At 61.1% G+C, this 25,555-nt stretch carries 33 protein-coding genes; 17 read left to right on the top strand and 16 right to left on the bottom strand.

Annotated elements, in window-relative coordinates:
- Positions 1-12: 12 nt before the first annotated feature.
- Positions 13-426 carry a hypothetical protein gene (locus tag RLEG4DRAFT_RS18640; protein ID WP_003578975.1) on the bottom strand — a complete coding sequence of 138 codons (414 nt, stop codon included), beginning with the start codon at positions 424-426 and terminating at the stop codon, positions 13-15.
- Positions 427-530: 104 nt separating this feature from the next.
- Between RLEG4DRAFT_RS18640 and phaC the strand changes: the two genes are divergently transcribed.
- Together phaC and RLEG4DRAFT_RS18630 are read left to right on the top strand one after the other, a co-directional pair.
- Positions 531-2,420, top strand: coding sequence for a class I poly(R)-hydroxyalkanoic acid synthase (phaC, locus tag RLEG4DRAFT_RS18635; protein WP_003578973.1), 1,890 nt, complete (start codon positions 531-533; stop codon positions 2,418-2,420).
- Between the two features lie 206 nt (positions 2,421-2,626).
- On the top strand, positions 2,627-3,961 hold the full coding sequence (locus RLEG4DRAFT_RS18630; RefSeq protein ID WP_003578972.1) for a DUF2778 domain-containing protein: 1,335 nt from the start codon (positions 2,627-2,629) through the stop codon (positions 3,959-3,961).
- A 37-nt stretch (positions 3,962-3,998) separates the two neighbouring features.
- On the opposite strand, the gene RLEG4DRAFT_RS18625 is transcribed toward RLEG4DRAFT_RS18630, so the two are convergent.
- Positions 3,999-5,156 carry a pyridoxal phosphate-dependent aminotransferase gene (locus RLEG4DRAFT_RS18625; RefSeq protein WP_003578970.1) on the bottom strand — a complete coding sequence of 386 codons (1,158 nt, stop codon included), beginning with the start codon at positions 5,154-5,156 and terminating at the stop codon, positions 3,999-4,001.
- Here RLEG4DRAFT_RS18625 and RLEG4DRAFT_RS40925 point away from each other — a divergent pair.
- The 7 genes from RLEG4DRAFT_RS40925 (at position 5,115) to RLEG4DRAFT_RS18595 (ending at position 10,199) form a co-directional block, all read left to right on the top strand.
- A complete protein-coding gene (locus RLEG4DRAFT_RS40925; protein WP_171898207.1) occupies positions 5,115-5,261 on the top strand; it encodes a hypothetical protein in 147 nt (48 codons plus the stop codon). The genes RLEG4DRAFT_RS18625 and RLEG4DRAFT_RS40925 overlap by 42 nt on opposite strands.
- Before the next feature lie 99 nt (positions 5,262-5,360).
- The gene (locus RLEG4DRAFT_RS18620) at positions 5,361-6,119 is read left to right on the top strand and encodes a DsbA family protein (protein ID WP_003578967.1); all 759 of its coding nucleotides are present in this window, start codon (positions 5,361-5,363) and stop codon (positions 6,117-6,119) included.
- 161 nt (positions 6,120-6,280) lie between these two features.
- A complete protein-coding gene (aroQ, locus tag RLEG4DRAFT_RS18615) occupies positions 6,281-6,718 on the top strand; it encodes a type II 3-dehydroquinate dehydratase (RefSeq protein WP_003578965.1) in 438 nt (145 codons plus the stop codon).
- A gap of 20 nt (positions 6,719-6,738) precedes the next feature.
- Positions 6,739-7,212, top strand: coding sequence for an acetyl-CoA carboxylase biotin carboxyl carrier protein (accB, locus tag RLEG4DRAFT_RS18610; protein WP_003578962.1), 474 nt, complete (start codon positions 6,739-6,741; stop codon positions 7,210-7,212).
- Between the two features lie 4 nt (positions 7,213-7,216).
- The gene (gene accC, locus RLEG4DRAFT_RS18605) at positions 7,217-8,572 is read left to right on the top strand and encodes an acetyl-CoA carboxylase biotin carboxylase subunit (protein ID WP_017960235.1); all 1,356 of its coding nucleotides are present in this window, start codon (positions 7,217-7,219) and stop codon (positions 8,570-8,572) included.
- 7 nt (positions 8,573-8,579) lie between these two features.
- Positions 8,580-9,194 (top strand): leucyl/phenylalanyl-tRNA--protein transferase, encoded by a 615-nt coding sequence (aat, locus tag RLEG4DRAFT_RS18600; RefSeq protein ID WP_003578959.1) that lies wholly within the window; start codon positions 8,580-8,582, stop codon positions 9,192-9,194.
- A gap of 75 nt (positions 9,195-9,269) precedes the next feature.
- On the top strand, positions 9,270-10,199 hold the full coding sequence (locus RLEG4DRAFT_RS18595; RefSeq protein WP_003578957.1) for a DUF2167 domain-containing protein: 930 nt from the start codon (positions 9,270-9,272) through the stop codon (positions 10,197-10,199).
- 82 nt (positions 10,200-10,281) lie between these two features.
- Here RLEG4DRAFT_RS18595 and RLEG4DRAFT_RS18590 read toward each other — a convergent pair whose 3' ends face one another.
- The 5 genes from RLEG4DRAFT_RS18590 to gatB form a co-directional block, all read right to left on the bottom strand.
- Positions 10,282-10,722, bottom strand: coding sequence for a DUF2155 domain-containing protein (locus RLEG4DRAFT_RS18590; RefSeq protein WP_003578955.1), 441 nt, complete (start codon positions 10,720-10,722; stop codon positions 10,282-10,284).
- A gap of 113 nt (positions 10,723-10,835) precedes the next feature.
- A complete protein-coding gene (locus RLEG4DRAFT_RS18585; RefSeq protein WP_003578953.1) occupies positions 10,836-11,234 on the bottom strand; it encodes an NADH:ubiquinone oxidoreductase subunit NDUFA12 in 399 nt (132 codons plus the stop codon).
- 103 nt (positions 11,235-11,337) lie between these two features.
- On the bottom strand, positions 11,338-11,811 hold the full coding sequence (locus RLEG4DRAFT_RS18580; protein ID WP_003578952.1) for a GNAT family N-acetyltransferase: 474 nt from the start codon (positions 11,809-11,811) through the stop codon (positions 11,338-11,340).
- 3 nt (positions 11,812-11,814) lie between these two features.
- Entirely contained in the window at positions 11,815-12,318 is a 504-nt protein-coding gene (locus RLEG4DRAFT_RS18575; protein ID WP_003578949.1) for a GNAT family N-acetyltransferase, read from the bottom strand.
- A gap of 3 nt (positions 12,319-12,321) precedes the next feature.
- Positions 12,322-13,824 carry an Asp-tRNA(Asn)/Glu-tRNA(Gln) amidotransferase subunit GatB gene (gene gatB, locus RLEG4DRAFT_RS18570; RefSeq protein ID WP_003578947.1) on the bottom strand — a complete coding sequence of 501 codons (1,503 nt, stop codon included), beginning with the start codon at positions 13,822-13,824 and terminating at the stop codon, positions 12,322-12,324.
- Between the two features lie 269 nt (positions 13,825-14,093).
- On the opposite strand from gatB, the gene RLEG4DRAFT_RS40920 reads away from it, so the two are divergent.
- The gene (locus RLEG4DRAFT_RS40920; RefSeq protein WP_003578946.1) at positions 14,094-14,270 is read left to right on the top strand and encodes a hypothetical protein; all 177 of its coding nucleotides are present in this window, start codon (positions 14,094-14,096) and stop codon (positions 14,268-14,270) included.
- An 8-nt stretch (positions 14,271-14,278) separates the two neighbouring features.
- Positions 14,279-14,653 carry a VOC family protein gene (locus RLEG4DRAFT_RS18565; protein ID WP_003578944.1) on the top strand — a complete coding sequence of 125 codons (375 nt, stop codon included), beginning with the start codon at positions 14,279-14,281 and terminating at the stop codon, positions 14,651-14,653.
- A gap of 108 nt (positions 14,654-14,761) precedes the next feature.
- On the opposite strand, the gene RLEG4DRAFT_RS18560 is transcribed toward RLEG4DRAFT_RS18565, so the two are convergent.
- Positions 14,762-15,268 (bottom strand): GNAT family N-acetyltransferase, encoded by a 507-nt coding sequence (locus tag RLEG4DRAFT_RS18560; RefSeq protein WP_003578942.1) that lies wholly within the window; start codon positions 15,266-15,268, stop codon positions 14,762-14,764.
- A 305-nt stretch (positions 15,269-15,573) separates the two neighbouring features.
- Here RLEG4DRAFT_RS18560 and RLEG4DRAFT_RS18555 point away from each other — a divergent pair, with 305 nt between their 5' ends.
- Entirely contained in the window at positions 15,574-15,831 is a 258-nt protein-coding gene (locus RLEG4DRAFT_RS18555) for a YjhX family toxin (RefSeq protein ID WP_003578941.1), read from the top strand.
- 56 nt (positions 15,832-15,887) lie between these two features.
- On the opposite strand, the gene RLEG4DRAFT_RS18550 is transcribed toward RLEG4DRAFT_RS18555, so the two are convergent.
- The 5 genes from RLEG4DRAFT_RS18550 to RLEG4DRAFT_RS18530 form a co-directional block, all read right to left on the bottom strand.
- Positions 15,888-16,163, bottom strand: a complete 276-nt coding sequence (locus RLEG4DRAFT_RS18550) for a hypothetical protein (protein ID WP_003578939.1) — start codon at positions 16,161-16,163, stop codon at positions 15,888-15,890.
- A gap of 21 nt (positions 16,164-16,184) precedes the next feature.
- Entirely contained in the window at positions 16,185-16,655 is a 471-nt protein-coding gene (locus RLEG4DRAFT_RS18545) for a GNAT family N-acetyltransferase (RefSeq protein WP_003578937.1), read from the bottom strand.
- A 20-nt stretch (positions 16,656-16,675) separates the two neighbouring features.
- On the bottom strand, positions 16,676-18,157 hold the full coding sequence (gene gatA, locus RLEG4DRAFT_RS18540) for an Asp-tRNA(Asn)/Glu-tRNA(Gln) amidotransferase subunit GatA (protein ID WP_003578936.1): 1,482 nt from the start codon (positions 18,155-18,157) through the stop codon (positions 16,676-16,678).
- A gap of 57 nt (positions 18,158-18,214) precedes the next feature.
- On the bottom strand, positions 18,215-18,502 hold the full coding sequence (gatC, locus tag RLEG4DRAFT_RS18535) for an Asp-tRNA(Asn)/Glu-tRNA(Gln) amidotransferase subunit GatC (RefSeq protein WP_003578934.1): 288 nt from the start codon (positions 18,500-18,502) through the stop codon (positions 18,215-18,217).
- Between the two features lie 69 nt (positions 18,503-18,571).
- Positions 18,572-19,276, bottom strand: a complete 705-nt coding sequence (locus RLEG4DRAFT_RS18530) for a metal-dependent hydrolase (protein ID WP_003578930.1) — start codon at positions 19,274-19,276, stop codon at positions 18,572-18,574.
- Positions 19,277-19,500: 224 nt separating this feature from the next.
- Here RLEG4DRAFT_RS18530 and ruvX point away from each other — a divergent pair, with 224 nt between their 5' ends.
- Complete coding sequence (gene ruvX / locus RLEG4DRAFT_RS18525) at positions 19,501-19,992, top strand: Holliday junction resolvase RuvX (protein WP_003578927.1); 492 nt, start codon at positions 19,501-19,503, stop codon at positions 19,990-19,992.
- Here the strand turns inward: ruvX and RLEG4DRAFT_RS18520 are convergent.
- The 3 genes from RLEG4DRAFT_RS18520 to RLEG4DRAFT_RS18510 all read right to left on the bottom strand — a co-directional run bounded on the left by RLEG4DRAFT_RS18520 (position 19,932) and on the right by RLEG4DRAFT_RS18510 (position 21,218).
- On the bottom strand, positions 19,932-20,261 hold the full coding sequence (locus tag RLEG4DRAFT_RS18520; protein WP_003578926.1) for a DUF6105 family protein: 330 nt from the start codon (positions 20,259-20,261) through the stop codon (positions 19,932-19,934). The genes ruvX and RLEG4DRAFT_RS18520 overlap by 61 nt on opposite strands.
- On the bottom strand, positions 20,258-20,431 hold the full coding sequence (locus RLEG4DRAFT_RS40915; protein WP_003578924.1) for a hypothetical protein: 174 nt from the start codon (positions 20,429-20,431) through the stop codon (positions 20,258-20,260). The genes RLEG4DRAFT_RS18520 and RLEG4DRAFT_RS40915 overlap by 4 nt, the downstream gene beginning before the upstream one ends.
- Positions 20,432-20,558: 127 nt before the next feature.
- Positions 20,559-21,218: a TetR/AcrR family transcriptional regulator gene (locus RLEG4DRAFT_RS18510; RefSeq protein ID WP_037093846.1), complete on the bottom strand. Its 660-nt coding sequence runs from the start codon at positions 21,216-21,218 to the stop codon at positions 20,559-20,561.
- 249 nt (positions 21,219-21,467) lie between these two features.
- Here RLEG4DRAFT_RS18510 and map point away from each other — a divergent pair, with 249 nt between their 5' ends.
- The 4 genes from map to RLEG4DRAFT_RS18490 all read left to right on the top strand — a co-directional run bounded on the left by map (position 21,468) and on the right by RLEG4DRAFT_RS18490 (position 25,532).
- Positions 21,468-22,304 carry a type I methionyl aminopeptidase gene (map, locus tag RLEG4DRAFT_RS18505; RefSeq protein WP_003578921.1) on the top strand — a complete coding sequence of 279 codons (837 nt, stop codon included), beginning with the start codon at positions 21,468-21,470 and terminating at the stop codon, positions 22,302-22,304.
- Positions 22,305-22,311: 7 nt separating this feature from the next.
- Positions 22,312-23,139: a RadC family protein gene (radC, locus tag RLEG4DRAFT_RS18500; RefSeq protein WP_003578919.1), complete on the top strand. Its 828-nt coding sequence runs from the start codon at positions 22,312-22,314 to the stop codon at positions 23,137-23,139.
- Positions 23,140-23,256: 117 nt separating this feature from the next.
- The gene (gene sthA / locus RLEG4DRAFT_RS18495) at positions 23,257-24,663 is read left to right on the top strand and encodes a Si-specific NAD(P)(+) transhydrogenase (RefSeq protein ID WP_003578917.1); all 1,407 of its coding nucleotides are present in this window, start codon (positions 23,257-23,259) and stop codon (positions 24,661-24,663) included.
- A 65-nt stretch (positions 24,664-24,728) separates the two neighbouring features.
- Positions 24,729-25,532 (top strand): endonuclease/exonuclease/phosphatase family protein, encoded by an 804-nt coding sequence (locus RLEG4DRAFT_RS18490; RefSeq protein ID WP_003578916.1) that lies wholly within the window; start codon positions 24,729-24,731, stop codon positions 25,530-25,532.
- The last annotated feature ends 23 nt before the right edge of the window (positions 25,533-25,555 follow it).

Below are 25,555 nucleotides of genomic sequence, written 5' to 3'. Positions count from 1 at the left end.
GAAAGGCAAGGTCTATTTGGAGATTTCGGAGAGCGTATCCGTGCCATGTTCGGCGGCAAGGCGGCGCATTTCGGCGACCTTGGCCTGATATGCGGCTTCCGAGAGCGTGCCGGCCTTGCGCTGGGCACCAAGCGCCGTCAGCTGATGCTGCAGTTCGGCCGCCTGCTCGTCGCTCATCTGGACATTGGCGGCCGTCAGCGGCGCGCCGAAATTCGGATAGCCGTCCGGCGACTTTGCCAGGCCGCCTTCGACCGCATCGCCCTTGGTGGCCGGCATGACGACAGCGGTCGGCGCCGCTCGCTTGGCGGCGGCAGCGGCTTTTTCTTCCGCCGTCAGATTGCATCCGGCAAGGGCCATCGCCGCCGCGGCGCAGATCAATGCGGTGCGGTTGAAGGTTGCGATGCGCCGAATGCCGTTCTTCGTCATGCCTCAAAATCCAGTTCTGACTGCGTCGACTGTTAAATTTGTCGCAGCCACAAAGCAATAGCATGTGCCGGCGCGGGTGGAACTTGTTTTCTCGTTCGATCACGATGTACAACGAATGGATAAAAACAGTGCTGCCGCCGGAGGAAATGGTGACCGACAGCAAGCAGGAGAATGGCGGCCAGAAGAATAGCGGCAAGGCCGGTTTCGACACGACCGATCTCGATCCCTATCTGTTGAAGGATCCCGAGACCATGGCGATGAATCTCGCCCGGGCGCTCGAGAATCTCGGACAGGCTGCCTCAGCCTGGCTTGCGCCGCGCGAACGCGGCGAGATCAGCGAAACCGCCATCGATCCGATGACCGACATGGTCAAGACGCTTTCCAAGGTCACCGAATACTGGATTGCCGACCCTCGCCGCACCTTCGAGGCACAGACGCAGCTGATGTCGTCGTTCTTCGGCATCTGGATGCGCTCGATGCAGCGGATGCAGGGCGAGCCCGTAACTCCCGAACCGGACCGCAAGGATAAGCGTTTTTCCGACGAAGACTGGCAGAAGAACCCCTTCTTCGATTTTCTGCGCCAGGTCTATTTCGTCACCACCGACTGGGTCGAAAAGCTGGTTTCGGAGACCGATGGCATCGACGAGCACACCAAGCACAAGGCCGGATTCTACGTGAAGCAGATCACGGCAGCGCTTTCGCCAAGCAACTTCGTCGCCACCAATCCGCAGCTCTACCGCGAGACGATCGCGACCGGCGGCGAAAATCTGGTGCGTGGGATGAAGATGCTTGCCGAGGACATCGCAGCTGGAAACGGAGAGCTTCGCCTTCGCCAGACCGATATGACGAAATTCGCCGTCGGCCGCGACATGGCGCTGACGCCGGGTAAGGTGATTGCCCAGAACGATATCTGCCAGATCATTCAGTACGAAGCTTCGACCGAAACTGTGCTGAAGCGGCCGCTGCTGATCTGCCCGCCCTGGATCAACAAATTCTACATTCTCGACCTCAATCCGCAGAAATCCTTCATCAAATGGTGCGTCGACCAGGGACAGACCGTCTTCGTGATTTCCTGGGTCAACCCGGATGCGCGCCATGCCGACAAGGACTGGGCCGCCTATGCCCGTGAGGGCATCGATTTCGCACTTGAGACGATCGAGAAGGCGACCGGTGAAAAGGACGTCAACGCCGTCGGTTACTGCGTCGGCGGCACGCTATTGGCGGCGACACTGGCGCTGCATGCCAAGGAGAAGAACAAGCGCATCAAGACTGCGACGCTCTTCACCACACAGGTCGATTTCACCCATGCCGGCGACCTCAAGGTGTTCGTCGACGAGGAGCAGCTTGCAGCGCTCGAAGGGCATATGAAGGCAGCCGGCTATCTCGACGGCTCGAAGATGTCGATGGCCTTCAACATGCTGCGCGCTTCCGAGCTGATCTGGCCTTATTTTGTCAACAGCTACCTCAAGGGCCAGGAGCCCCTGCCCTTCGACCTGTTGTTCTGGAACGCCGATTCGACCCGCATGGCGGCGGCAAACCATGCCTTCTATCTGCGCAACTGCTATCTCCGGAACGCGCTGACGCGCAACGAGATGATCCTCGACGGCAAGCCGGTGTCGCTGAAGGATGTAAAGATCCCGGTCTATAATCTCGCCACCCGCGAGGATCACATCGCCCCCGCCAAATCGGTCTTCCTCGGCAGCCAGTTCTTCGGCGGCAAGGTGGAATTCGTCGTCACCGGCTCGGGACATATCGCCGGCGTCGTCAACCCGCCCGACAAGAAGAAGTACCAGTTCTGGACGGGCGGCCCGGCCAAGGGCGAGTACGAGACCTGGATCGAGCAGGCGACTGAGACGCCGGGATCATGGTGGCCGCATTGGCGGGCCTGGATCGAGACCCATGACGGCAGGCGCGTTGCGGCGCGCAAACCGGGCGGCGATGCGCTGAACGCGATCGAGGCAGCGCCCGGAAGTTATGTGATGGAACGCGTCTGAAAGACCCCACGCATCTCTTTTTGAGACGTCGTGAGAAAGCGCAACGCCGCGTAAACAAATTAGAAACCATAATTCGTCATCCTTGCGAAACAGTCGGATGTCGCGAGTGGTCTAAATTCGGCCCATTTGCGCCATTACCGGCCCCGGCGAAGTGTAGTCAGTCAGTGCCGCCGGCCTGCGTAGCGAGTTTGAAAGACGAGTGTAGTATGGCGTTTGCGGTCGGGACGTTCGATGACGTCACCCCTCTTGGCGGATCTGCTGTTCGTTTGCGCAGATCTCGTGGCTTTCTTTACGGCGTTGTCGGCGCCGGATTCCTAACCTCAACATGGCTGATCGCCACCTTGGCGACGATGCATTCGATCGGCGCGCCCGTTTCTCCGCCCGAAAAATTCACGCAGGTCGCATCGGCGCCGAAGCCCAAGCCGGCGACGCACGAACGACTGATCCATGTCGGCAAAGCCGATCGGCTGGCCGCCTTCAACGCCAAACCGGTCATCGCCCTGACGGCCGACCTCGTCCAATCGCATGCGCAGAGGACCAATGCTGCCGCAGCGGCATTGGCGGCGCTTACAAAACACAATCGGCTTGTCATAGCTGCCGAGCAGCCTGAGGTCGCCGCGATTTCCGACAGCGCCAAATTCCGCAAGGATGATGTGGTCACAGCGCCGCCCGTCGAGGTCGCCTCGGCAGAGACGGTAGAAGATGATGGCGACCGGATCATCGTTCCCTCAAAGGAGGCCGTCGCCGCTGCCGAACTCCCGGCCTTGCTGGCGCTTGCCGATGCAGGATCCCAGCAGATCGCGCCGCCGCCGGTCGAGCCAACCGCATCTCCTGTCAGAACCGCGTCAATTCCCGCCTCGCAACCCGCACCGGTGGTCGTTGCCGCAGCGGATAACGCGCCGCCTTTCGATCTCGTGCTGACGCCGGAAGAAGATTCCGTGCCGCTGCCGATGGCGCGTCCCGACGGCCTTATCGGCAAACCGGCGCCGACCGCCAAGGGTTCGCAGCGCGCCGAGCCTGCCCTTGCCTACGCCCAGCCAAACTCGCCGATCCAGGACGACGAGGACGACGCAGTGCCGCGCTACGACAAGCCGGTCTTCTCGCCGAAGCTGCGCGCCGGCGTGGCGATCTACGACATCGAGAACAGCACCGTCTATCTGCCGAACGGCGAGAGGCTCGAAGCTCATTCCGGCCTCGGCAAGATGCGCGACAATCCGCGTTTTGCAAACAAGAAGATGCGTGGACCGACGCCGCCGCATACCTACGCCCTGACCATGCGGGAAAGTCTCTTCCATGGCGTCGAGGCGCTACGTCTGACGCCGCTCGAAGGCTCGGATGCCATCTATGACCGCGTCGGCCTGCTTGCCCACACCTATATGCTCGGCAAGAACGGCGATTCCAACGGCTGCGTTTCCTTCAAGGACTACAAACGCTTCCTCGCCGCCTACAAACGCGGCGACATCAGGCAGCTCGTGGTGGTGCCGCGGCTGAACAACAAGCCGGCCTCGACCCTCGCCTCGCTGTTTTCGTCGCGCAGCTAGACGATAGAGAGCGAGCAGCCGCTGGCGTGCCAGCTTGCTACTTCAACCAGGCCGAGATTCGCTCCACCGCCTCGGCGATCTCGGCTTGCGAGCCCGCATAGGACAGACGCAGGGTTCGATGTCCCTCCAGCGGATCGAAGTCGAGACCGGGCGTTGCCGCGACGTCGATCTCCGCGAGCATGCGTTTGGCAAAATCCATGCTGTCATTGGTGAAGCGGGTGACGTCGAGATAGGCATAAAAGGCGCCGTCCATCGGCGAGGCGATCGAAAGGCCGATCTGCGGCAGGCGCCGCATCAGCAAATCCCGGTTGGCGGCATAGCTTGCCTTGTAGCGGTCAAGCTCTTCGCCGGCGCCGAGCGCGGCGGTGGCGGCTATCTGGGAGAGTTCTGGCGGGGAAATATAGAGGCTCTGCGCCACCCGCTCGATCGGCCGCACCAGGTGCTCGGGCAGCACCATCCAGCCGATTCGCCAGCCGGTCATGCAATAATATTTGGAGAAGGAGTTGATGACGATCGCCTCGTCGGTCAGCTCGAGCGCGCTCGCCTCCTCGCCGGCGAAGGTAAGCCCGTGATAGATTTCGTCGGAGATGAAAGCGATGGAATGGGCAGCGCAGTAATCGGCAAGCGCCTTCAGCCCGTCGCGGCCTGTCACCGTGCCGGTCGGGTTGGCCGGGCTTGCGAGCAGCACGCCTTTCAACGTCACACCGCTTTCCTTCTGCACCGCCTCGAGGCTCTCAGGGGTGAGCGTGAAGTGGGTCTCGGCCGTGACCGGCACCTCGACAACCCTCAGGCCCAGCGCGCCCAGAATATTGCGGTAGGCGGGATAACCGGGTCTTGCGATCGCCACCGCATCGCCAGCATCGAAGAGCGACAGGAAGGCGAGGTTGAAGCCGGCCGAGGAGCCAGTGGTCACCGCGATCCGCGTCGGATCGATTTCCAGGCCGTGGCGATCCCTGTAGTGCCGGGCGAGTGCCGATTTCAGCCGTGCCGTTCCCAGCGCGTCGGTGTACCCGATCCGGCCTTCGGCAAGGGCTTCACGCGCTGCTGCAAGGGCCGCCTGAGGCGCTGGATGCGAGGGTTGACCAACCGCCATCGAGATGACCGGATGGCCGCTCGCGCGCCGCTTCGTCGCCTCCGCCAGGACGTCCATGGCATGAAATGGCTCGACTTCGCTGCGTTTCGATATGGAAAACAAGATCGCTTCTCGCTCGGCTTCTTCGATGACGGCCAGACAATTGCCGCATTAATCGGCTCATCACAATCCCGCGAGGGCGGCACGGGGGTGAAAATTCCTGTTTGAACAGAACTCGGCGCACCGTACCTTGACGCGACGCATTCAAGTCCATAACCCGGCGACGGTCTTCTTGACCAAGACCACATCGCCGATGACGAGGATATCATGGCCTTCTTCTCGAAAAGCTTCACCGCACTGGCGCTTGCCGCATCGATCGCTCTTCCGTTTCCGGCGGCAGCGCTCGATGACCAGCAGAAGAAGGAGTTCGGCGAATTCATCAAGCAATATCTGATCGAGAATCCCGAGATCATGCTCGATGTCCAGGATGCGCTGCAGAAGAAGCAGGAAGCCCAGCGGCTGGTGAAGGCCAATATGGCGATCGATGAGAACACCGCCGACATCTTCGATTCGAAGAACGACGTCACGCTCGGCAATCCCAAGGGCGATGTCACCGTCGTCGAATTCTTCGATTATAATTGCAGCTACTGCCGTCACGCGCTTCCCGACATGCAGGCGATGCTGAAGAAGGACAAGAACGTCCGCTTCGTGCTCAAGGAGTTTCCGATCCTCGGGCCGGATTCGGTTGCCGCCCACAAAGTGGCCGACGCCTTCCGCAAGCTGGCGCCGGAGAAATATGCCGATTTCCACGTCGCCCTGCTCGGCAGCGAGGGCCGCGCTTCGGACGAAACGGCGACCGCGGTTGCCGCTTCGCTCGGCGTCAGCGAGGACAAGATCCGCGCTGAAATGGCCAAGAGCCCGAATGACGGCATCGTCCAGGCCACTTACCAGCTTGCCTCCAGTCTCGGCATCAGCGGCACGCCGTCTTATGTGATCGGTAACGAACTGGTGCCGGGCGCCGTCGGTCTCGACGATCTCGAAACCAAGGTCAAGAATATGCGCAGCTGCGGCAAGACCGCCTGCTGAGCAGGTCAGCGGCCCGTCGGCCGCCCATCAAATCGCCAAAATCGAAGCGTTTCAACCATGTGGACAAATGTGGCGCGATTCCTGTTGGCCAATCCGTAAGGGCTTTCATTCAGCCTTCGCGGAGTCTATAGGTTGCCGTCGTACATTTTACGGAACATTCGATGACGCAAACGATTTTTGTCCTGAACGGCCCCAACCTGAACATGCTGGGCAAACGAGAGCCCGGCATTTATGGCGGCAAGACGCTGAAGGACATCGAGGCGGACTGCAAAGCCGCCGGCCGCGAACTGGGCTTCGACATCGATTTCCGCCAGAGCAACCACGAAGGTACGCTCGTCGACTGGTTCCATGAGGCCGACGAGAAGGCCGCCGGCGTTGCCATCAATGCGGGCGCCTACACGCATACGTCGGTTGCGCTGCATGATGCGATCCGCGCTATTTCCATTCCCGTCATCGAGCTCCACATATCCAACGTCCATGCACGGGAAGAATTCCGCCACAAATCGATGATCGCGCCGGCATGCAAGGGCGTGATCTGCGGTTTCGGGCCTCACAGCTACATCCTGGCGCTCCAGGCGCTGAAGAACATCACGGCATAAGAAGAAGACAGGGCAACACCATGGTTGAAAAGAAATCGGGCATCGATCAGGCACTGATCCGCGATCTCGCCAATATCCTCAACGAGACCGATCTGACCGAAATCGAGGTCGAGCAGGACGACCTGCGCATCCGCGTCTCGCGCGCCGGCACCCCGCAATACGTCCAGGCGCCGATCGCAGCACCGGCCTATGCCGCGCCCGCCGCCGCCGCTCCGGCAACCGCAGGTGCAGCCCCGGCGGCAGCTCCCGCCCGCAACCCCGCCAATACAGTCAATGCACCGATGGTCGGCACCGTCTATATGGCGCCGGCTCCGGGCGCCCGTCCCTTCATCGAAGTCGGCGCGACGGTCAAGGAAGGCCAGACACTGATCATCATCGAAGCGATGAAGACGATGAACCAGATCCCCTCGCCGAAGTCGGGCAAGGTAACCGAAATCCTCGTCGATGACGGACATCCCGTCGAATACGGCCAAGCCCTCGTCGTCATCGAATAGGCCCATGCCCATGATTTCGAAAATCCTTATCGCCAATCGCGGGGAAATCGCCCTTCGCGTGCTTCGGGCCTGCAAGGAGCTCGGTATTGCCTGCGTCGTGGTTCATTCCACCGCCGACGCCGATGCCATGCATGTGCGCCTTGCCGACGAAAGTGTCTGCATCGGCCCGCCGTCTTCGCGCGAGAGCTATCTCAACATCCACCAGATCGTCGCCGCCTGCGAGATCACCGGCGCCGATGCCGTGCATCCGGGCTACGGCTTTCTGTCTGAGAATGCCAAGTTCGCCGATATTCTCGAAGCCCATGGCATCACCTTCATCGGGCCGACGGCGGACCATATCCGCATCATGGGCGACAAGATCACCGCCAAGACGACGGCGCTGGAACTCGGCATTCCCGTCGTTCCGGGCTCGGACGGCGAAGTGAAAACCGAAGAGGATGCCCTGAAGACGGCCGCCGAAATCGGCTATCCCGTACTGATCAAGGCAACGGCCGGCGGCGGCGGACGCGGCATGAAGGTCGCCAAGAGCGAGGCCGACCTGATCGAGGCCTGGTCGACGGCGCGCACGGAAGCGGCAGCCGCCTTCGGCAATGATGCCGTCTATATGGAAAAGTATCTCGGCAAGCCGCGCCACATCGAAATCCAGGTATTCGGCGACGGCGAAGGCAATGCCATCCATCTCGGCGAGCGCGACTGCTCGCTGCAGCGCCGCCACCAAAAGGTTTGGGAAGAGGCGAATTCGCCGGCGTTGAACGTCGAGCAGCGCATGAAGATCGGCCAGGTCTGCGCCGACGCCATGAAGAAGCTGAAATATCGCGGCGCCGGTACGATCGAATTCCTCTACGAGAACGGCGAGTTCTATTTCATCGAAATGAACACCCGCCTGCAGGTGGAGCATCCGATCACCGAAGCGATCACCGGCATCGACCTGGTGCACGAGCAGATCCGCGTCGCCTCCGGCGGCGGTCTCTCGGTGACGCAGGATGAAGTGCATTTTTCCGGTCATGCCATCGAATGCCGCATCAATGCCGAGCACCCGCGCACCTTCGTGCCCTCGCCCGGCACGATCACGCATTTCCACGCCCCGGGCGGCCTCGGCGTACGCATCGATTCCGGCGCCTATCAGGGCTACAAGATCCCGCCCTATTACGACAGCCTGATCGGCAAGCTGATCGTGCACGGCCGTACCCGCGTCGAATGCATGATGCGCCTGCGCCGGGCGCTCGACGAATTCGTCGTCGACGGCATCAATACGACGCTGCCGCTGTTCCAGGATCTCGTCTCCAACCAGGATATCGCCAACGGCGACTACGACATCCACTGGCTGGAAGACTACCTCGCCAACACACCGGCGGCATAGGGCAGGAATGGCAGGATCGCGCAGGAAGTCACCGGGCATTACCCCTGAAATTCTCCTGCGCGCCTATTCCATCGGCCTCTTCCCGATGGCTGAATCTGCCGATGATCCCGAGATTTTCTGGGTCGAGCCGGAACTGCGCGGCGTGCTGCCGTTCGACCATTTCCATGTGTCGAAGAGCCTTGCCAAAACGGTGCGCAGGAAACCCTTCGAGATCCGTTTCGATCACGCTTTCGATCAGGTGATTGCCGCCTGCGCGGAGGAGACCTCCGGCCGCCCGAGCACCTGGATCAACCGGACGATCCGATCGCTCTATTCGACACTCTTCGACATGGGCCACGCCCATACCGTCGAAGCCTGGGACGGTGATGAGCTGGTCGGCGGCCTCTACGGCGTCTCGCTCGGCTCGGCCTTCTTCGGCGAAAGCATGTTTTCGCGCCGGACGGATGCCTCGAAGATCTGCCTCGTGCATCTGGTCAAGCGGCTTAGGGAAAAGGGCTTCACCCTGCTCGACACGCAGTTCACCACCGAGCACCTGAAGACCTTCGGAGCGATCGACGTTCCCAAGGCTGATTATGCCGGGATGCTTGCCGCGGCGATGGATTCACCGCACCTTAAGTTTTAAGCCAGATCGTTTCACCCTGGCGTTGATTTTCGAACCGATTTCATTAGGTTCGCGAACGCAACGGGGGATAGAATTTTGAAACGATATTTTGCAGCCGCAATCCTTTTCACCTTGTTTACAGCTCAGGCCGGCGCACGTCCTTACCAGGACATGTTCGCCAACAGGACCGACTTTACCGACGCAGAAAAACCACTGCTGGAAAAGCTCGATTTTCAGCAGGGAGTGATCAAGCTGCCGGAGGCCAAGGCAACGCTGAACGTGCCTGCCGACTTCTATTATCTCAGCCCTGCCGATGCGAAGACGGTGCTTGTCGATATCTGGGGAAATCCTCCGGCAGCGGCCGAGGGAACGATGGGCATGATCTTCCCGGCGAAATACGCGCCGACCGACCCGGGATCCTGGGGATCGATCGTGGAATATAGCGGCGACGGTTATGTTTCGGACGGCGATGCCGCCACGACGAATTACGACGAACTGTTGCAGAGCATCAAGGATTCGATCAGCGAAAAGAATCCCGAGCGGGAAAAGCAAGGCTTCCCGAAGATCACCCTTGTCGGCTGGGCTTCGGCACCGCGCTACGACAAGCCGACGCATGCAATGCACTGGGCGCGCGATCTGGTTTTCGGCAACGACACGCAAGCTGAGCACACGCTGAATTATTCCGTGCGCGTGTTCGGTCGCGGGGGTGTGTTTGAATTCGACTTCGTTGCCGGACTCGGACAGCTGAGGGAGATTGAGGAGGTCATTCCGACGGTCACGACGCTCGTGCAGTTCGACAAGGGAATGGCCTATGGCGACTATGTTGACGGCGACAAGATCGCGGCCTACGGCATGGCAGGAATGATCGCGGCAGGCGCAGGCGCCAAGATTGCCGCAAAGGCAGGACTGCTGGCGCTTGCGCTTGTCTTCTTCAAAAAAGCCGGCATCCTCGTCGTTGTCGTGCTTGGCGGGGCGCTTCGCTTTGCCAAGGGCCTCTTCAAGAGGAACAAAACACCGACCGCGTAGGTGCGCGATACGCGGATCAAAGACTTGCGGCGTCTCTTGCGCGTCTCAAAAAGACGCGCTGATACCAAGGTGTCGAAACGTTTTAGCGCGCTGTCGCCTTGGTGCCGTCAGGCGCCGGCACGTCCGAGCTGGTCTTGCAGTCCTTCAGCCAGACGTCGTAGATCGGATGCTCGACGGCGTTGAGGCCGGGGCTGGCGGCAAACATCCAGCCGGTGAAGATGCGGCGGATCTTGCGGTCGAGAGTGATCTCGTCGACCTCGACGAAACCGTCGATCTTCTGGGCTTCGGCCTGGTCCCGCGAATAACAGGCTTTCGGCGTCACCTGCAGCGCGCCGAACTGTACCGTCTCGTTGACATAGACGTCGAAGGTGGTGATGCGGCCGGTGATCTTGTCCAGGCCGGAGAAGACGGCAACCGGATTCTCGATGCGTGCAGCATTTGCCGCAACCGGCGGAAGCAGGGCCGAGAGCGCCAGCAGCGACCCGGCGGCACGCAGGACGATGTTCCGCGTGAAGAGCTTCATGTGTACCCGTCTCCAGACATTTTCAGTTCAACACCGCGGTCAAGCGCGGCCAACCTGCGGGTAAAGGTCAATTGTGGCCAAAAGCCGGGCTGAGGTCGCCCGGTCGAGCCGTCTCAGTTGCCCGGCGTCCAGGCGTCGTAATCGCCGGTGACGCGCGGACGCTCGCCCGGAACGGCGATGGAGCCCGGCGGACGGTAGGCCTGCGAAGAACCGGTGAAGTTCGGGCGATGCCCCTTTTGCCATTCCTTGGGGACGTAGTTTTCCTTGGACGGCGGAACATCGGTGCGATGATGCATCCAGCCATGCCAGCCCGGCGGGATGGCGGAGGCATCGGCATAGCCCTTATAGATCACCCAGCGCTTCGGCAGACCGTAGGACGACATGCCGCCTTCATAATAGACGTTGCCGAATTCATCCTCGCCGACGCGCTTGCCGAAACGCCAGGTCGCAAAACGGGTGCCCATCGTCTGACCGTTCCACCAGGTAAAGGTCTGAACCAGAAGATTCCACATGTCTTTTCCTTGTGCCCGCCAGATGCGGGCGAAACCAGAATTCGTTTCCTCGCTTATGCCGTCGCCAAGCCGAATTGTCCAGCGATTCCACGACAGCCGGAGGTCATTTCAAAGCCATCTTGAAGCCCAGATGCGAGGGCTTGAAGCCCAGTCTTTCATAGAAACGATGGGCATCTTTGCGGATCGCATTCGAGGTCAATGCGACCCGCTTCATCCCGCGGCCTTTTGCCTCGGCAATGGCGAACTCGATCATCCCGGCGCCGATCCCCTGCCCGCGCCTGTCGGCCCGCGTTTGCACGGCCTCGATGATCATCGCCGAGGAACCGCGCCCGGTCAGCGTTGTCGTCACCATCGTCTGAAACGTGCCGACAACCTCGCCGCCGCACTCCGCGACGTAAAGCGCCTGGTCGGGCGAAGCCTCGATGGCTGCGAAGGCCCTGACATAATCAGCAAAGGCCACTGGGTCGGTCGTGTCGCCGTGACCGCCGACGGCGTCGGCTGCAAAGATTGACACGAGGGCGGGCAGATCCTCCCGGCGCGCCCGGCGAATGCGAATGTGGGGCAAATCGGCGGCCACGCCTCAATGCCCTTCGAGCGGTTTTTCGAAGATAAGCGCCGGAATTCCGGATTGCCCGGGCGCGCTATTCTCGTTGCGGCCAACCTCGGTGAAGCCGTGCGCCTGATAAAAGGCGAGCGCCGCCGCATTCTGCGGCTCGACTTCGAGGCGCATGATTTCCGCATCCGGAAAGCAGGTTTCGAGCTCGGCGAAGAGATCGCGGCCAATGCCCTGGCGCTGCAGCGCCGGGCTGACATAGAGGAGATGCAGCATGACCGTCTTCGTCAGTTGCTGCGACATCGCCGCATAGCCCATACCGCCTATCTTGCGGCCGTCGTCGGCAACGAGGAATTCGGCATCCTTTCGCGCCAGCCGCGTCTTCAGCGCCGCCGGCGAAAAGAGCTGGGCAGTGAGTTCATCCACCCTGGCTCTGCCATGGAGGCTGTCATAGGCCGCGTGAAAACTCTCCACCAGCAGGGCGCGGACTTTCTCCAGATCGCTCTCGCCGGCAGTGCGGACGAAATACACCGCTTATTCCTCGATGCCGAGCTTCGCCTTGACGAGCGCCTGGACGGCCTGCGGATTGGCCTTGCCGCCGGTCGCCTTCATCACCTGGCCGACGAACCACGCCGCCAAGGTGGGCTTGGCCTTGACCTTTTCCACCTGATCGGGATTGGCGGCGATGATCTCGTCCACGGCCTTTTCGATCGCTCCGGTATCCGTCACCTGCTTCATGCCACGCGCTTCGACGATTTCGGCCGGATCGCCGCCCTCGGTCAGCACGATTTCGAAGAGATCCTTGGCGATCTTGCCGGAAATGGTTCCAGCCTTGATGAGATCGATGATGGCACCGAGCTGGGCCGGCGAAACCGGCGTCTGCTCGATATCCTTGCCGGTGCGGTTCAGCGCGCCGAGCAGGTCGTTGATCACCCAGTTCGCCGCCATCTTGCCGTCGCGACCGGCGGCTACGGCCTCGAAATAATCGGCGATCGCCTTTTCGGAGACGAGCACCGAGGCGTCGTAGATCGACAGGCCGAGTTCGCGCACGAAGCGCTCCTTCTTGTCGTCAGGCAATTCCGGCAGGTCGGCTGCGAGCGCAGTGACGTAGGCATCGTCGAATTCGAGTGGCAGCAGGTCCGGATCGGGGAAATAACGATAGTCGTGCGCATCCTCCTTGGAGCGCATCGAACGCGTCTCGCCCTTGTTCGGGTCGAACAACCGCGTCTCCTGCTCGATCATGCCGCCATCTTCCAGAATGCCGATCTGGCGGCGGGCTTCATATTCAATCGCCTGGCCGATGAAGCGGATGGAGTTGACGTTCTTGATCTCGCAGCGCGTGCCGAAACCCTCGCCCGGGCGGCGAACGGAGACGTTGACGTCGGCGCGCATCGAGCCTTCGTCCATATTGCCGTCGCAGGTGCCGAGATAGCGCACGATCGAACGCAGCTTGGTCATATAGGCCTTGGCTTCGTCGGAGGAGCGCATATCGGGCTTGGAGACAATCTCCATCAGCGCGACGCCGGAGCGGTTCAGATCGACATAGGACATGGTCGCATGCTGGTCGTGCATCGACTTGCCGGCATCCTGCTCCAGGTGCAGGCGCTCGATTCCGATCTCGATGTCCTCGAACTGGCCCTGGCGGTCCGGCCCGAGCGAAATGACGATCTTGCCCTCGCCGACGATCGGATCCTTGAACTGCGAGATCTGATAGCCCTGCGGCAGGTCGGGATAGAAATAGTTCTTGCGGTCGAAGAGCGAGCGCTTGTTGATCTTGGCCTTGAGGCCGAGACCGGTGCGCACCGCCTGGCTGACGCATTCCTCATTGATGACGGGCAGCATGCCGGGCATGGCGGCATCGACCAGCGAGACATTCGAATTCTGCGGCTTGCCGAATTCCGTCGAGGCGCCGGAGAAGAGCTTCGAATTGGACAGCACCTGGGCATGGACTTCCATGCCGACGATGACTTCCCAGTCGCCGGTGGCGCCGGGGATGAAGCGTTTCGGATCGGGCGTGCGGACGTCGACAAGGGTCATCTGATACTCTTTGCAGGCTGTTCTTTTCCATTGGTGAGGTAAAGGAAACGGCGTGCCGGTGCAAGGCTTTCGCAGAGCTGCATAGCAGTCGCCGGTGACCGCTCCCGCTCAGGCTGAAGGGCCGCCTTGCACCGGGGCGTGTATGTATTCCGCATAAGCCAGGCGATCGAGGCGAGTTTCGCCGTCGTCCGATTGCCGATACCGCGATAATCACTATCTTCCTCCACAATGCCGCTTTGATTTGGCGCCCTCACAACCTGGAGGCTCGGTTGAAGGATTATCTGCCCTATCTGGTCGGAACCCTTACGGGGTTGCTGATCGCGCTCATCATTTCCGCCGTCTTGACGCTACAGGGAACACCGCAGCTCATGCTTTTCGCATTGCTACCGGCCATAGGAGGCGCGGTTGTCGAGCGTATTTCCCAGCGTAAAACCGACAAGTTTTGAGAACCCCCGTGGGAAGACTGAAAGAAATCGTCATTGACTGCGACGTTCCCTGGCGCGTTGCCCATTTCTGGGCAGCGGCGCTCGATGACTACGAAGTGATGCCTTATGACGAGCCGGAGTTGGCCCGCCTTGCCACGATGGGCCTGACACCTGAAACGGACCCGACCGTGATGGTCGACGGTCCCGGCATACGTCTTTGCTTCCACCTTCGCCAGGGAGAGCGTCCCCCACGCAACCGTGTCCATCTCGATATCGCCGCACAGGATCGGGAGAAAGAAGTGGAGCGGCTCTTGTCCCTCGGCGCGACATTCGTCCGAAGGACGGATGCCTACACTGTGTTGAACGATCCTGAAGGCAACAACTTTTGCGTCACGTCCGAATAGTTCGCTGTAGCCCAGGAAGGACGGCGGCGGCGTTTGCTGCGCCACGGCCGGCTCAATATGACGGAACGCCCATTTGCGCACCGCAAGTATCCTCTGCGTTTTGAAACGTCAAAATTCCTGCCCGTATCCCTGGCCGTCTGAAACGAGCGTTTTCGTCAGTCCGACCGAAGGCACGTCGCGGTCAAGCTTCGGATTATAGGCGACAGAGAGCCAGTGGATGCTGTAGCCATGCTTCCGGAAAAAACCGATCGCCTCGTTGTTGCCGGAATGGGTCTGCATCGCCGCCGTCTCGAAACCTCGGCCGGCGATCTCCTTTTCGATGCGCTCGAGAAGGGCGGAACCCAGGCCCTGGCGGGTGAAGGCGGGATCGATCCAGAAATCCGAGATGGTTTCGTCCAATCCCTCGCGCGCCGCCCAGCCTGCGACCTGGCCGTTCTGCTCGACGACGGTGATGGTCAGCCAGTCATTTTCCACGAAATTGCGAAAGGCATTGCGGGCTGCGTCGATCATCGCGTCCGATTCGCCGATCGACGCCATCGCTTTTTGCCAGGCCCTCAGCCCAATCTCGCTCAATAGCTCCGCTTCGCCGTCGCGGGCATTGCGAATGTGGATCAACGACACCTCCGTTACCCCGCAACTAGACCATTGAGTCGGGGGATTTACCAGTGCCCCAGCGGGATGATGGCTGGAAACTGCGGTTTTCGACCGGTTTTGTCGGCAAACACGGACTTGACCGCCTTTTGCGCGCTGAATAAAAAACCTTATCGAGGTGTTTTATGTTGAGCCTGTCACAGACCCGGTAAAGGCCCTGCCCGCAAGTCCGCTTGCGCGCATGGGCCCGAAAAAAACGAAGCCCTGACGTTCGAAAGAGCGCCAGATCGTTTTTGTGCGCGCCTCTGGGCGCGATACCGGATCTCAACATGGACATTTCCCGCACGGAGCAGCGCATCCTGCATCTCATGGCCCAAGGCGGCCGCATCGAAATTTCTCGTGACGACAACAGGAAGATCGAGGCGGTCAGTTGCTTCACCCGCGACGGCTGGCTCTATCCCGGCGTCGATCTCGATCTCTTCCGTAAACTGAAACGGCTGAGGGCAATCAAGTCCTCGAGCGGCCAGCCCTACCGGATCACCGAAAGAGGGCTAGGGCTGGTCAGGTCGCAGCTGAACAACAGGTAATTCAAACAATCACCCTGACCGCGTGTCGTTATCGGTCGCGCGGTCAGGGAATAGCCTCAGGCCTTTGCAGAAAGTTCCGCCCGCATCGCCGACCACTCGTCGGCGACGGCGCCCGTGCCGCGGGTCTTGCCGGCGCGGCGATACCAGTAGTCGGCGTTCCAGTCGTCGCCCTCAATGCGATGGCAAAGCGCATGGCCCCAGTCAAACGGCTGTTCGCCTTCGTGGCGCTGGCAGATGTCGTGTACCGCCTGCCATTCCGCACCCATGGTGAAACCGCCGGCGGCAAGGCGATCGATTGCTTCGATCAGCCGCACAAGATCATTGCTTGCCATAGGACCTCCTCCTGGTTCCAGCTATCGATCGGCCAGGCGTTTTTCCAGATGCACCTTTTCGAGCGGTACACCCATGCTTTTGGAAAATTCGCGGCCGCGCCAGACGATGGCAAAGCCGCACCTTTCATAGAGCCGGATCGCGCCCTCATTCCTGGCATGGGTGTCGAGCCGGACAGTCGCCAGCCCTTCGTTTGCCATCAATTCACACAAATGCAATACGAGAGCCCGGCCGACACCCCTGCCCTGATGATCGGGATGCACCCAAAGGTCGGATATATAGTTCGGGTCGTTTTCACGCGCGCCCCAGCCGACGATTGCCTTGTGCCGCTCGGCGACGAAGATTTCACCTTTCGTCTCATGGGGAAAGACGTCGAATTCGTGCCGTACCTTGACGATCACGCCGGGATCGCGATAGCTGGTCTCAAAGGCGTCGCTTGCGGCCCAAGCTGCGAAGCCGACGGCGCCGACCGCTTCGTGGTCGGCAGCCGCCATCTTTCGAATCGTTGGCTCCGTTACCACCACTTGGCCGGCGTAAACCGGCCGGCCGCCTGTTCGATGACATGAGCGGTCTTGAAGAGGGTTTCCTCGTCGAAGGGTTTGCCGATCAGCTGCAAGCCGAGCGGCAGGCCTTTCTGGTCGAGGCCGGCGGGCACGGCGATGCCCGGCAGGCCCGCCATGTTGACGGTCACCGTGAAGATGTCGTTCAGATACATCTTTACCGGATCGGCGGCGAGGTTCTCATCGGCGACGCCGAAGGCCGACGACGGCGTCGCCGGCGTCAGGATGGCGTCGACGCCGGCGTCGAAGGCAAGTTCGAAGTCGCGCTTGATCAGCGTGCGGACCTTCTGGGCGCGGATGTAGTAGGCATCGTAATAACCGGCCGACAGCACGTAGGTGCCGATCATGATGCGGCGCTTGACTTCCTGGCCGAAGCCGGCGGCACGCGTCTTCTCGTACATGTCGACGATATCCTTGCCGTCGACGCGCAGGCCGTAGCGCACGCCGTCGTAGCGGGCGAGGTTCGAGGATGCCTCGGCGGGAGCGACGATATAATAGGCCGGCAGGGCGTATTTGGTATGCGGCAGCGAGATGTCGACGATTTCGGCGCCGGCATCCTTCAGCCAGGCGATGCCCTGGCGCCAGAGGGTCTCGATCTCCTCAGGCATGCCGTCGACACGGTATTCGCTTGGAATGCCGATCTTCATGCCCTTCAGCGACTGGCCAAGGGCTGCCTCGTAATCCGGCACGGGCAGATCGACCGAGGTCGTGTCCTTGGCGTCGACGCTTGCCATCGACTTCAGAAGGATTGCGGCATCTCGCACATCGCGGGCGATCGGGCCTGCCTGATCGAGCGAGGAGGCGAAGGCAACGGTGCCCCAGCGCGAGCAGCGGCCATAGGTCGGCTTGATGCCGACGGTGCCGGTGAAGGCGGCCGGCTGGCGGATCGAACCGCCGGTATCGGTGGCGGTGGCGCCGGCGCAGAGATGCGCGGCGACAGCTGCGGCCGAACCGCCGGAGGACCCACCGGGAACCAGCTGCTGGTTGGAGCCGCTAGCACGCCAGGGATTGATCACCGGGCCGTAATAGGAGGTCTCGTTGGACGAGCCCATGGCGAATTCGTCCATGTTCAGCTTGCCGAGCATGACGGCGCCGTCGTCCCAAAGGTTCTGCGTGACGGTCGATTCATAACGCGGCTCGAAACGATCGAGAATGTGGCTGCAGGCCTGGGTGTGCACGCCGACGGTGGCAAAGAGATCCTTGATGCCGAGCGGAATGCCTTCGAGGTCGCCGGCCTTGCCGGCGGCGATGCGCTCGTCGGAATTCTTCGCCATCAGGCGGGCGAGATCCGGCGTCACCTTGATATAGGCATTCAGATGATCATTGGCCGCATCGATCGCCGAGATATAGGCCTCGGTCAGTTCGAGTGCGGTGATTTCCTTGGCGCGTAGCTTCTGGCGGGCTTCGGCAATGGTCAGGCTGGTGAGTTCGCTCATGGTGTTTTCGCTTCGGGTCTTGAAATGGCAACAGGGTCGGAAAGAGGCTTCGAAGCCTTATTCGACGACTTTCGGCACCAGGAAGAAATTATGGTCGGTGACGGGCGCGTTGGCGACGATATCGGCGGCCTTGCTGCCGTCGGTCACCTCATCGGTGCGCTTCTTCATCGCCATCGGCGTGACGGACGTCATCGCCTCGACGCCGTCGACATTGACCTCGGAAAGCTGCTCGACGAAGCCCAAGATGCCATTCAGCTCGCCGACCATGCGATTTGCCTCGTCCTCGGAGACGGCAATACGGGCAAGGTGGGCGACGCGCTTCACGGTGGCAAGATCGACGGACATGGCATTCTCCGGATGGGATTTTTCCTACCCGCTATAAAGACCATGTCCGCCCGGTGCAACGGGATTTCGTCAGATCGACAGGCTCTCGGCGGGCTTCAGCGCCTTCACTTCCGTCTTCGATCCTTCCATGCCGGCAACGAATTTATCGGCCGTCTGGTCGATGATCGGGAAGGTGCCGAAGTGGCAGGGGATTGCCGTCTTGAAGTTGAAATAGCGCCGGCAGGCAAGGGCTGCCACGGCGCCGCCCATGGTGAAGCGGTCGCCGATCGGCACGAGGCCGATATCGGGCTGGTGCAATTCATTGATCAGCGCCATGTCGGCGAAGATGTCGGTGTCGCCCATGGCGAGGATCGAGGCTTCGTCATCGAAATGCAGCATCAGGCCATTGGCGTTGCCGAGCGCATGCGAGACGCCGTCCTCGGTAATCGCAGCAGATGAGTGCAGCGCATTGGTAAAGGTCGCCGAGAAACCGCCGAGCGCGATCGTCCCGCCGGTATTGCCCATCTCGATCTTGCCGACGCCCTTGGAGCCGAGCCAGGCGGCGAGGTCGGCATTGGCGAGTACGACGGCGCCGGTTTCCTTGGCAAGCGTCACGGTATCGCCGACATGGTCGCCATGGCCATGCGTCAGCAGGATATGGGTGACGCCTGCGGAAACATCCTTGATATCCTGGCCGGAAAAGGAAGCGTTATGGCTGAGGAACGGATCGAGCAGGATCGTCGCCTTTCCGGTCTCGATGCGGAAGGCGGAATGGCCGAGCCAGGTGATCTTCATGAAATCTCTCCTTTATTACGGGATGCAAAAGCCGGTTTCAGGAGATCCGGATGATTTTAGGCCGGATCGGCCTAAAATCATCCGGATCTCAATCAAAGAATTGGAGCATGATGCCGTCCGAAAACCGCTCACACTTTTCGGCATCATGCTCTATGGACATATCTTATGCGGCCGCAAAGAAAAGCGGCGGCGACTTCAATTTCTTTTGACGGGATGGAATGGCGATGACGGTGCTGACGATCGAGGAAATGGCCGAGACGCTTGCCCCGCGGCAGGCGATTGCCGGCCTCGATCTCGGCACCAAGACGATCGGGCTTTCGATGTCCGATCTCGGACGGCGCTTCGCCACACCCCGCCCGGTAATCCGGCGCGTCAAATTCACCATCGATGCGCAGGCGCTCATGGATTTTGCGATAGCGGAAAAGGTCGCAGGCTTCGTGATCGGCCTGCCGATGAATATGGACGGATCGGCGGGTCCGCGGGTACAGGCGACGCGTGCCTTCGTGCGCAACATGGAGCAGAAGACCGGACTGCCCTTCGTCTACTGGGACGAGCGGTTATCGACGGTGGCGGCCGAGCGGACGCTGCTTGAAATGGACGTCTCGCGGGCCAAGCGGGCCGAACGGATCGATTCGGCCGCGGCAAGCTTCATCCTTCAGGGCGCGCTCGACAGGCTTTCCTTGCTGGCGAGATCCGATGGGGACGAATTCAGCTGACGCGCCTTCCACCAGGCGATAATCGATCTGCGTTTCCGGAAGCCGAGGATGGCGAAGACGACGAGACTGTCGACCACGATCGCACGGGCAACGAGCGGCGGAATGTTCTCCGGCGGAATGCCGAGCGCCTCGCCATACAGCTGGAACGTCAGGTCATGGACCTGCCGCGACAGCATGAAGATGCCGAAATTCATGTCGTAATAGGAAAGCCAGTACCATCCGCCGAGAAAGACGATGGGGCCGGCCCAGAAGATCAGAAACCACTTCATGCGGCCTCTCCTCCATGCTTGCGCGCGACGGGCAGATCGAGGGAGACCAGCCAGGTCGACAATGCCATGATGCAAAGCACCAGCGTCGGAATTGCGATATCCAGCGCCAGGACTGCGAAAAACATCATCGCGGTGACGAGAATAGCGGCTTTGGCGATCCTGGTTCCCATTATCAACTCGGGGGCTCTTACTCATTCATCTCTGCTTCCTCCACACTGTCGGGTTAACTGCGGCCAGGCAACGTAAACCATTCATTAAGGTTAACGTGGCAGCCGCTCCCTGTGGATGAGTGAGTTATCAGCCGTAGACGCCGCGCACGATGCGCTTCAGCGCCGTCGCCGTCTTCTCCCAGTCCTTTGATGTCTTCAGCGCCAGACCGGCGCACTGCCCGCCGCTTGCTGCGGCAAGCACGAGATGCTGGATCGCGGCGATGATGACGGCATTGACGGCCGCCGCATCCACCCCCTTCGGCGGCGCCAGCGAGCCGCGCATGCGCTCCAGCCAGAGCGCGAGCGCCTTCGAACGCGCTTCGGAAAGCCGCCTCACCTGCTCGGTGTTCTCAGATATCTCCCAGGCGAGGATGCGGCGCATCAGCGGATCGTTCCGCAAGGCGTCGAGGAGGAGAAGCGACAGCCGCTCCATCAGGTCGCCATAGGTGAGCAGGAACATGCCGCCGGCGTCCTCCGGAATGCGGTCCCTCACCCATGTGCCGAGATCGGCGCCGATCGCCTCGACCAGCCCGTCGAGACCGCCATAATAACGGTAGATCAGCTGTTTATCGCAGCCGGCACGGCGAGCGACCGCATTGATGCCGAAATTCTGGAAGCCTTCCTCGGCCAGCAATCCCTTGGCGGCGGCAAGGATGGCGCGTTCGGTGGCGCCGCGATCCCGCACGCGCCGTTCCGGCTCGCCGCCGGCCTCAGGCAAATTTTCAAGTTTTACCGCTTCATCAAGCACGAACGACCCTTCCCCGCTGTCACCAATCGGTGAGTAGCGGGGAGGTTTCATGCAATCAATCCTATCCTGTTGGGAAGATTGTGGATATTTCATCCCATACCAATGATTGGATGTCACAGGGATGTGGAGGACGACATGCCCGGCCGATCGGATCGGCTCAGAAATCTCGTCCGGGCGGTTGATCGCGATGGACGAACCCGGCATAGCTGCATTATGAACAATTCTAATATTCTCCACTAAGGCCCTGCAATGGTGAACTATATCGAAGCCTCTTCCGCGCCCTCGAAGAATACGGGCGCCATCCGGCTTTACGACGCACAAGCATTCGAGGGCATGCGCAGGGCATGCCAGCTGACGGCGCGCTGCCTCGATGCGCTGGCCGACATCGTCAAGCCGGGACTGGTGACCGATGACATCGACCGGTTCGTCTTCGATTTCGGCATGGACCACGGCGCCCACCCGGCGACGCTGAACTATCGCGGCTACACCAAATCGACCTGCACTTCGATCAACCACGTCGTCTGCCACGGCATTCCAAACGACAAGCCGCTGCGTGAGGGCGATATCGTCAATATCGACGTCACCTTCGTGCTCGACGGCTGGCACGGCGATTCCAGCCGGATGTATCCGGTCGGCGCGATCAAGCGCGCCGCCGAGCGGCTGCTCGAGGTGACCTATGAATCGCTGATGCGGGGTATTGGCGCCGTCAGGCCCGGCGCCCGCACCGGCGCGATCGGTGAAGCGATCCAGACCTATGCGGAGGCCGAGCGATGCTCGGTGGTGCGCGATTTCTGCGGCCATGGCGTCGGCCGGCTGTTCCACGATTCGCCGAATATCCTGCATTACGGCCGCGCCAACGAGGGGCCGGAGCTGCGCGAAGGCATGATCTTCACCATCGAGCCGATGATCAATCTCGGCCGGCCGCATGTGAAGGTGCTGGCCGACGGCTGGACGGCGGTCACCCGCGACCGGTCGCTCTCGGCGCAGTACGAACACACCGTCGGCGTCACCTCCGACGGCTGCGAGATCTTCACGCTGTCGCCAGGCGGGCTCGACCGCCCCGGCCTGCCGTCGTTTGCCGGGTGACGATCCAATGGCGAAGGGGCCCGTTGCGACATCTTCAGACGACGAGCTGCCTTTCGAGATCGAAGAGCCTGTTGCCGCCGATGAACGCTCGTTTTTCGGCGGACAGCCGCAAAAACCGGTCACGCCGAATGCCAAGGCCCCCCTGCCCGCCTCGCTCGCCCCTCAGGAGCATTATCATGGACATCGCGAGCGGCTGCGTGACCGCTTTCGCGAACAGGGCGACATCGCCCTTGCCGACTATGAAATCCTCGAACTCCTGCTTTTTCGCCTGATTCCGCGGCGCGACACCAAACCGATCGCCAAGGCGCTGATCGAACGGTTCGGCTCGCTTTCCGGCGTCTTCGGCGCGCCTCAGGCACTGCTGACGGAGGTAAAGGGTGTCGGCGAGGCTGTGGCGCTCGACCTGAAGCTGATCTCGACGGTCGCCCACCGGACCTTAAAGAGCGAGCTGAGGAGCAAGCAGGTGCTTTCCTCGTGGTCGTCGGTCATCCAATATTGCCATGCCGCAATGGCGCACGAAACCCGCGAACAATTCCGCATCCTCTTCCTCGACAAGCGCAACGTGCTGATCGCCGACGAGGTGCAGGGCCGCGGCACCGTCGACCATACGCCGGTCTATCCGCGCGAGGTGGTCAAACGCGCGCTCGAGCTTTCGGCAACGGCGATGATCCTGGTGCACAACCACCCCTCAGGCGATCCGACGCCGTCGCGCGCAGACATCGATATGACGAAGGTGATCATCGATGCCGCCAAGGCGCTTGATATCACTGTCCATGATCACGTCATCATCGGCAAGGACGGCCATGTCAGCCTGAAGGGGCTGAAGCTGATCTGAAAAGCACAGGCAGGCTCGAATCGGCGGTCGTAAAACAATCTGTAACATTGACCGGCTACCGATAGACGGGCGACATTTTGCGTCGCAATGATTCCATTTCCAATCCGGGGCCAGATAATGCTTCAGTACGATCTCGTTGTGGTGGGCAGCGGTCCCGCAGGGCGCCGCGGGGCGATCCAAGCTGCCAAACTCGGCAAGAAAGTGCTCGTCATCGAGCAGGGCAAACGTGTCGGCGGTGTCTCCGTGCACACCGGCACCATCCCTTCCAAAACATTGCGCGAGACCGCGCTCAATCTTTCCGGCTGGCGCGAACGCGGCTTCTATGGCCGGTCTTACCGCGTCAAGGAAGAGATCAGTGCCGATGACCTGCGCCGCCGCCTGCTGATTACCCTCAACCACGAGGTCGAGGTGCTGGAACACCAGTTCGCCCGCAACCGCGTGCAGCATATTCGCGGCAAGGCAAGCTTCATCAATGCGTCGACGCTGCAGGTGATCAAGGATGACGGCGAGATCACCCAGGTTACCGGCGCCAGCGTGCTGCTTGCCGTCGGCACGAAGCCGTTTCGCCCCGATTACATCCCTTTCGACGGCAAGACCGTTCTCGACAGCGACGAACTGCTCGATATTCAGGAGCTGCCGCGCTCGATGGTCGTCATCGGCGCCGGCGTCATCGGCATCGAATATGCGACGATCTTCAGTGCGCTCGACACGGCCGTCACCGTCATCGACCCGAAGGCGACGATGCTCGACTTCATCGACAAGGAAATCGTCGAGGATTTCACCTATCAGCTGCGCGACCGCAATATGAAGCTGCTGCTCGGCCAGAAGGCCGACAAGGTGGAGACGCTTGAGGGCGGCAAGGTTGAGCTGACACTCGACAGCGGCCGTCGCCTGACCACCGACATGGTGCTGTTCGCCGCCGGCCGCATGGGGGCGACAGACGCGCTGAACCTTCCGGCCATCGGCCTCGAAGCCGACAGCCGCGGCCGTCTCAAGGTCAATCCGGAAACATTCCAGACCTCGGTTGCCAACGTCTATGCGGCCGGCGACGTCGTCGGCTTTCCGAGCCTTGCCTCGACCTCGATGGAACAGGGCCGAATCGCTGCCCGCGTCGCGATCGGTGCGGTCGCCAAGGAGCCGCCGAAATATTTCCCCTACGGCATCTATGCCGTGCCCGAGATTTCCACCTGCGGCCTGACCGAAGAGGAGATGAAGGAGCGCGGAATTCCCTATGAATGCGGTATCGCCCGCTTCCGCGAGACCTCGCGCGGTCATATCATGGGCCTCGACACCGGGCTTTTGAAGCTGATTTTCTCGCTGAAGACCCGCCGGCTGCTCGGCGTGCATATCGTCGGCGAAGGCGCCACCGAGCTGGTCCATATCGGCCAGGCGGTGCTCAATCTCAAAGGCACGGTCGAATATTTCGTCGAAAACACCTTCAATTATCCGACGCTTGCCGAAGCCTATAAGATCGCCGGCCTCGACGCCTGGAACCGGATGGGCGACATTAAGTCGGAACTCTGAGGGCGGATCACAGACGGCCGAACCGTCGTCCCAATCCGGCCCGCTCAGAACGGAGCCGAACGACATTGCGTATCATTTCGCTGAACGCCTGGGGCGGCAGGCTGCATGAGGCCCTGATCGATTATATCAGGCAGGCCGATGCGGATGTGCTGTGCCTGCAGGAAGTGCTGCGGGCGCCGGGTGCGGATGGGGGATGGTGGATCTATCGGGATGCGGGGCTGGAGCTGCCGCAGCGCGCCAATCTGTTTGCCGAGATCAGCGCCGCCCTGCCCGGCCACGATGGCTTCTTCTGCCCAACATCGAGGGGTGAGCTGCTTAACGGCGATAGCGCTATTGCCGCCGAATTCGGGCTGGGTACTTTCGTGCGCAAATCGCATTCGGTCATCGCCCAAGGGCTGGACTTCGTACACGGCAGTTTTTCCGCCAACGGCTGGGGCGAACATCCGCGGCCGCGGAACGCCCATTGCATCCGCCTCTTCAGCCATGAGCACGCGTCTACCGTGACCATCGCCCATATGCATGGCCTGCGCGATCCCGCCGGCAAAGGCGACACGGCGGCGCGCAAAGAACAGGCTGCGGCGCTGGTCAGGCTTATCGAGCGCATCTGGCCCGGCGACGAAGGGCTCGTCGTCTGCGGTGATTTCAACGTTTTGCCCAACAGCACGACTTTCGCGATTCTCGCCGGACTCGGGCTTTCCGATCTCGTCACCGGAAACGGCCTTGTAGACACGCGAACCTCCTACTATCTGAAGCAGGGCCGCTTTGCCGACTACATGCTGGTTACACCGGGGGTCAATGTCGCCAAATTCGAGGTGGTCGAAGCACCCGAAGTCTCCGACCACCGCGCATTGCTGCTCGATATCGGGTAGTATATTGAGGAATGATACGCTGC

Source organism: Rhizobium leguminosarum bv. trifolii WSM2297, assembly GCF_000271845.1.
The sequence above is the reverse complement of the archived record's forward strand: the minus strand, read 5'-3'. Positions and strand labels throughout refer to the sequence as shown.

Coding starts and splice junctions, on each gene's coding strand:
- RLEG4DRAFT_RS18640 (WP_003578975.1), bottom strand. CDS start 426: ATGACGAAGAACGGCATTCGGCGCATCGCAACCTTCAACCGCACCGCA.
- phaC (WP_003578973.1), top strand. CDS start 531: ATGTACAACGAATGGATAAAAACAGTGCTGCCGCCGGAGGAAATGGTG.
- RLEG4DRAFT_RS18630 (WP_003578972.1), top strand. CDS start 2,627: ATGGCGTTTGCGGTCGGGACGTTCGATGACGTCACCCCTCTTGGCGGA.
- RLEG4DRAFT_RS40925 (WP_171898207.1), top strand. CDS start 5,115: ATGAAATGGCTCGACTTCGCTGCGTTTCGATATGGAAAACAAGATCGC.
- RLEG4DRAFT_RS18620 (WP_003578967.1), top strand. CDS start 5,361: ATGGCCTTCTTCTCGAAAAGCTTCACCGCACTGGCGCTTGCCGCATCG.
- aroQ (WP_003578965.1), top strand. CDS start 6,281: ATGACGCAAACGATTTTTGTCCTGAACGGCCCCAACCTGAACATGCTG.
- accB (WP_003578962.1), top strand. CDS start 6,739: ATGGTTGAAAAGAAATCGGGCATCGATCAGGCACTGATCCGCGATCTC.
- accC (WP_017960235.1), top strand. CDS start 7,217: ATGCCCATGATTTCGAAAATCCTTATCGCCAATCGCGGGGAAATCGCC.
- aat (WP_003578959.1), top strand. CDS start 8,580: ATGGCAGGATCGCGCAGGAAGTCACCGGGCATTACCCCTGAAATTCTC.
- RLEG4DRAFT_RS18590 (WP_003578955.1), bottom strand. CDS start 10,722: ATGAAGCTCTTCACGCGGAACATCGTCCTGCGTGCCGCCGGGTCGCTG.
- RLEG4DRAFT_RS18585 (WP_003578953.1), bottom strand. CDS start 11,234: ATGTGGAATCTTCTGGTTCAGACCTTTACCTGGTGGAACGGTCAGACG.
- gatB (WP_003578947.1), bottom strand. CDS start 13,824: ATGACCCTTGTCGACGTCCGCACGCCCGATCCGAAACGCTTCATCCCC.
- RLEG4DRAFT_RS18555 (WP_003578941.1), top strand. CDS start 15,574: ATGGACATTTCCCGCACGGAGCAGCGCATCCTGCATCTCATGGCCCAA.
- RLEG4DRAFT_RS18550 (WP_003578939.1), bottom strand. CDS start 16,163: ATGGCAAGCAATGATCTTGTGCGGCTGATCGAAGCAATCGATCGCCTT.
- RLEG4DRAFT_RS18545 (WP_003578937.1), bottom strand. CDS start 16,655: ATGGCGGCTGCCGACCACGAAGCGGTCGGCGCCGTCGGCTTCGCAGCT.
- gatA (WP_003578936.1), bottom strand. CDS start 18,157: ATGAGCGAACTCACCAGCCTGACCATTGCCGAAGCCCGCCAGAAGCTA.
- gatC (WP_003578934.1), bottom strand. CDS start 18,502: ATGTCCGTCGATCTTGCCACCGTGAAGCGCGTCGCCCACCTTGCCCGT.
- RLEG4DRAFT_RS18530 (WP_003578930.1), bottom strand. CDS start 19,276: ATGAAGATCACCTGGCTCGGCCATTCCGCCTTCCGCATCGAGACCGGA.
- ruvX (WP_003578927.1), top strand. CDS start 19,501: ATGACGGTGCTGACGATCGAGGAAATGGCCGAGACGCTTGCCCCGCGG.
- RLEG4DRAFT_RS18520 (WP_003578926.1), bottom strand. CDS start 20,261: ATGAAGTGGTTTCTGATCTTCTGGGCCGGCCCCATCGTCTTTCTCGGC.
- RLEG4DRAFT_RS40915 (WP_003578924.1), bottom strand. CDS start 20,431: ATGGGAACCAGGATCGCCAAAGCCGCTATTCTCGTCACCGCGATGATG.
- map (WP_003578921.1), top strand. CDS start 21,468: ATGGTGAACTATATCGAAGCCTCTTCCGCGCCCTCGAAGAATACGGGC.
- radC (WP_003578919.1), top strand. CDS start 22,312: ATGGCGAAGGGGCCCGTTGCGACATCTTCAGACGACGAGCTGCCTTTC.
- sthA (WP_003578917.1), top strand. CDS start 23,257: ATGCTTCAGTACGATCTCGTTGTGGTGGGCAGCGGTCCCGCAGGGCGC.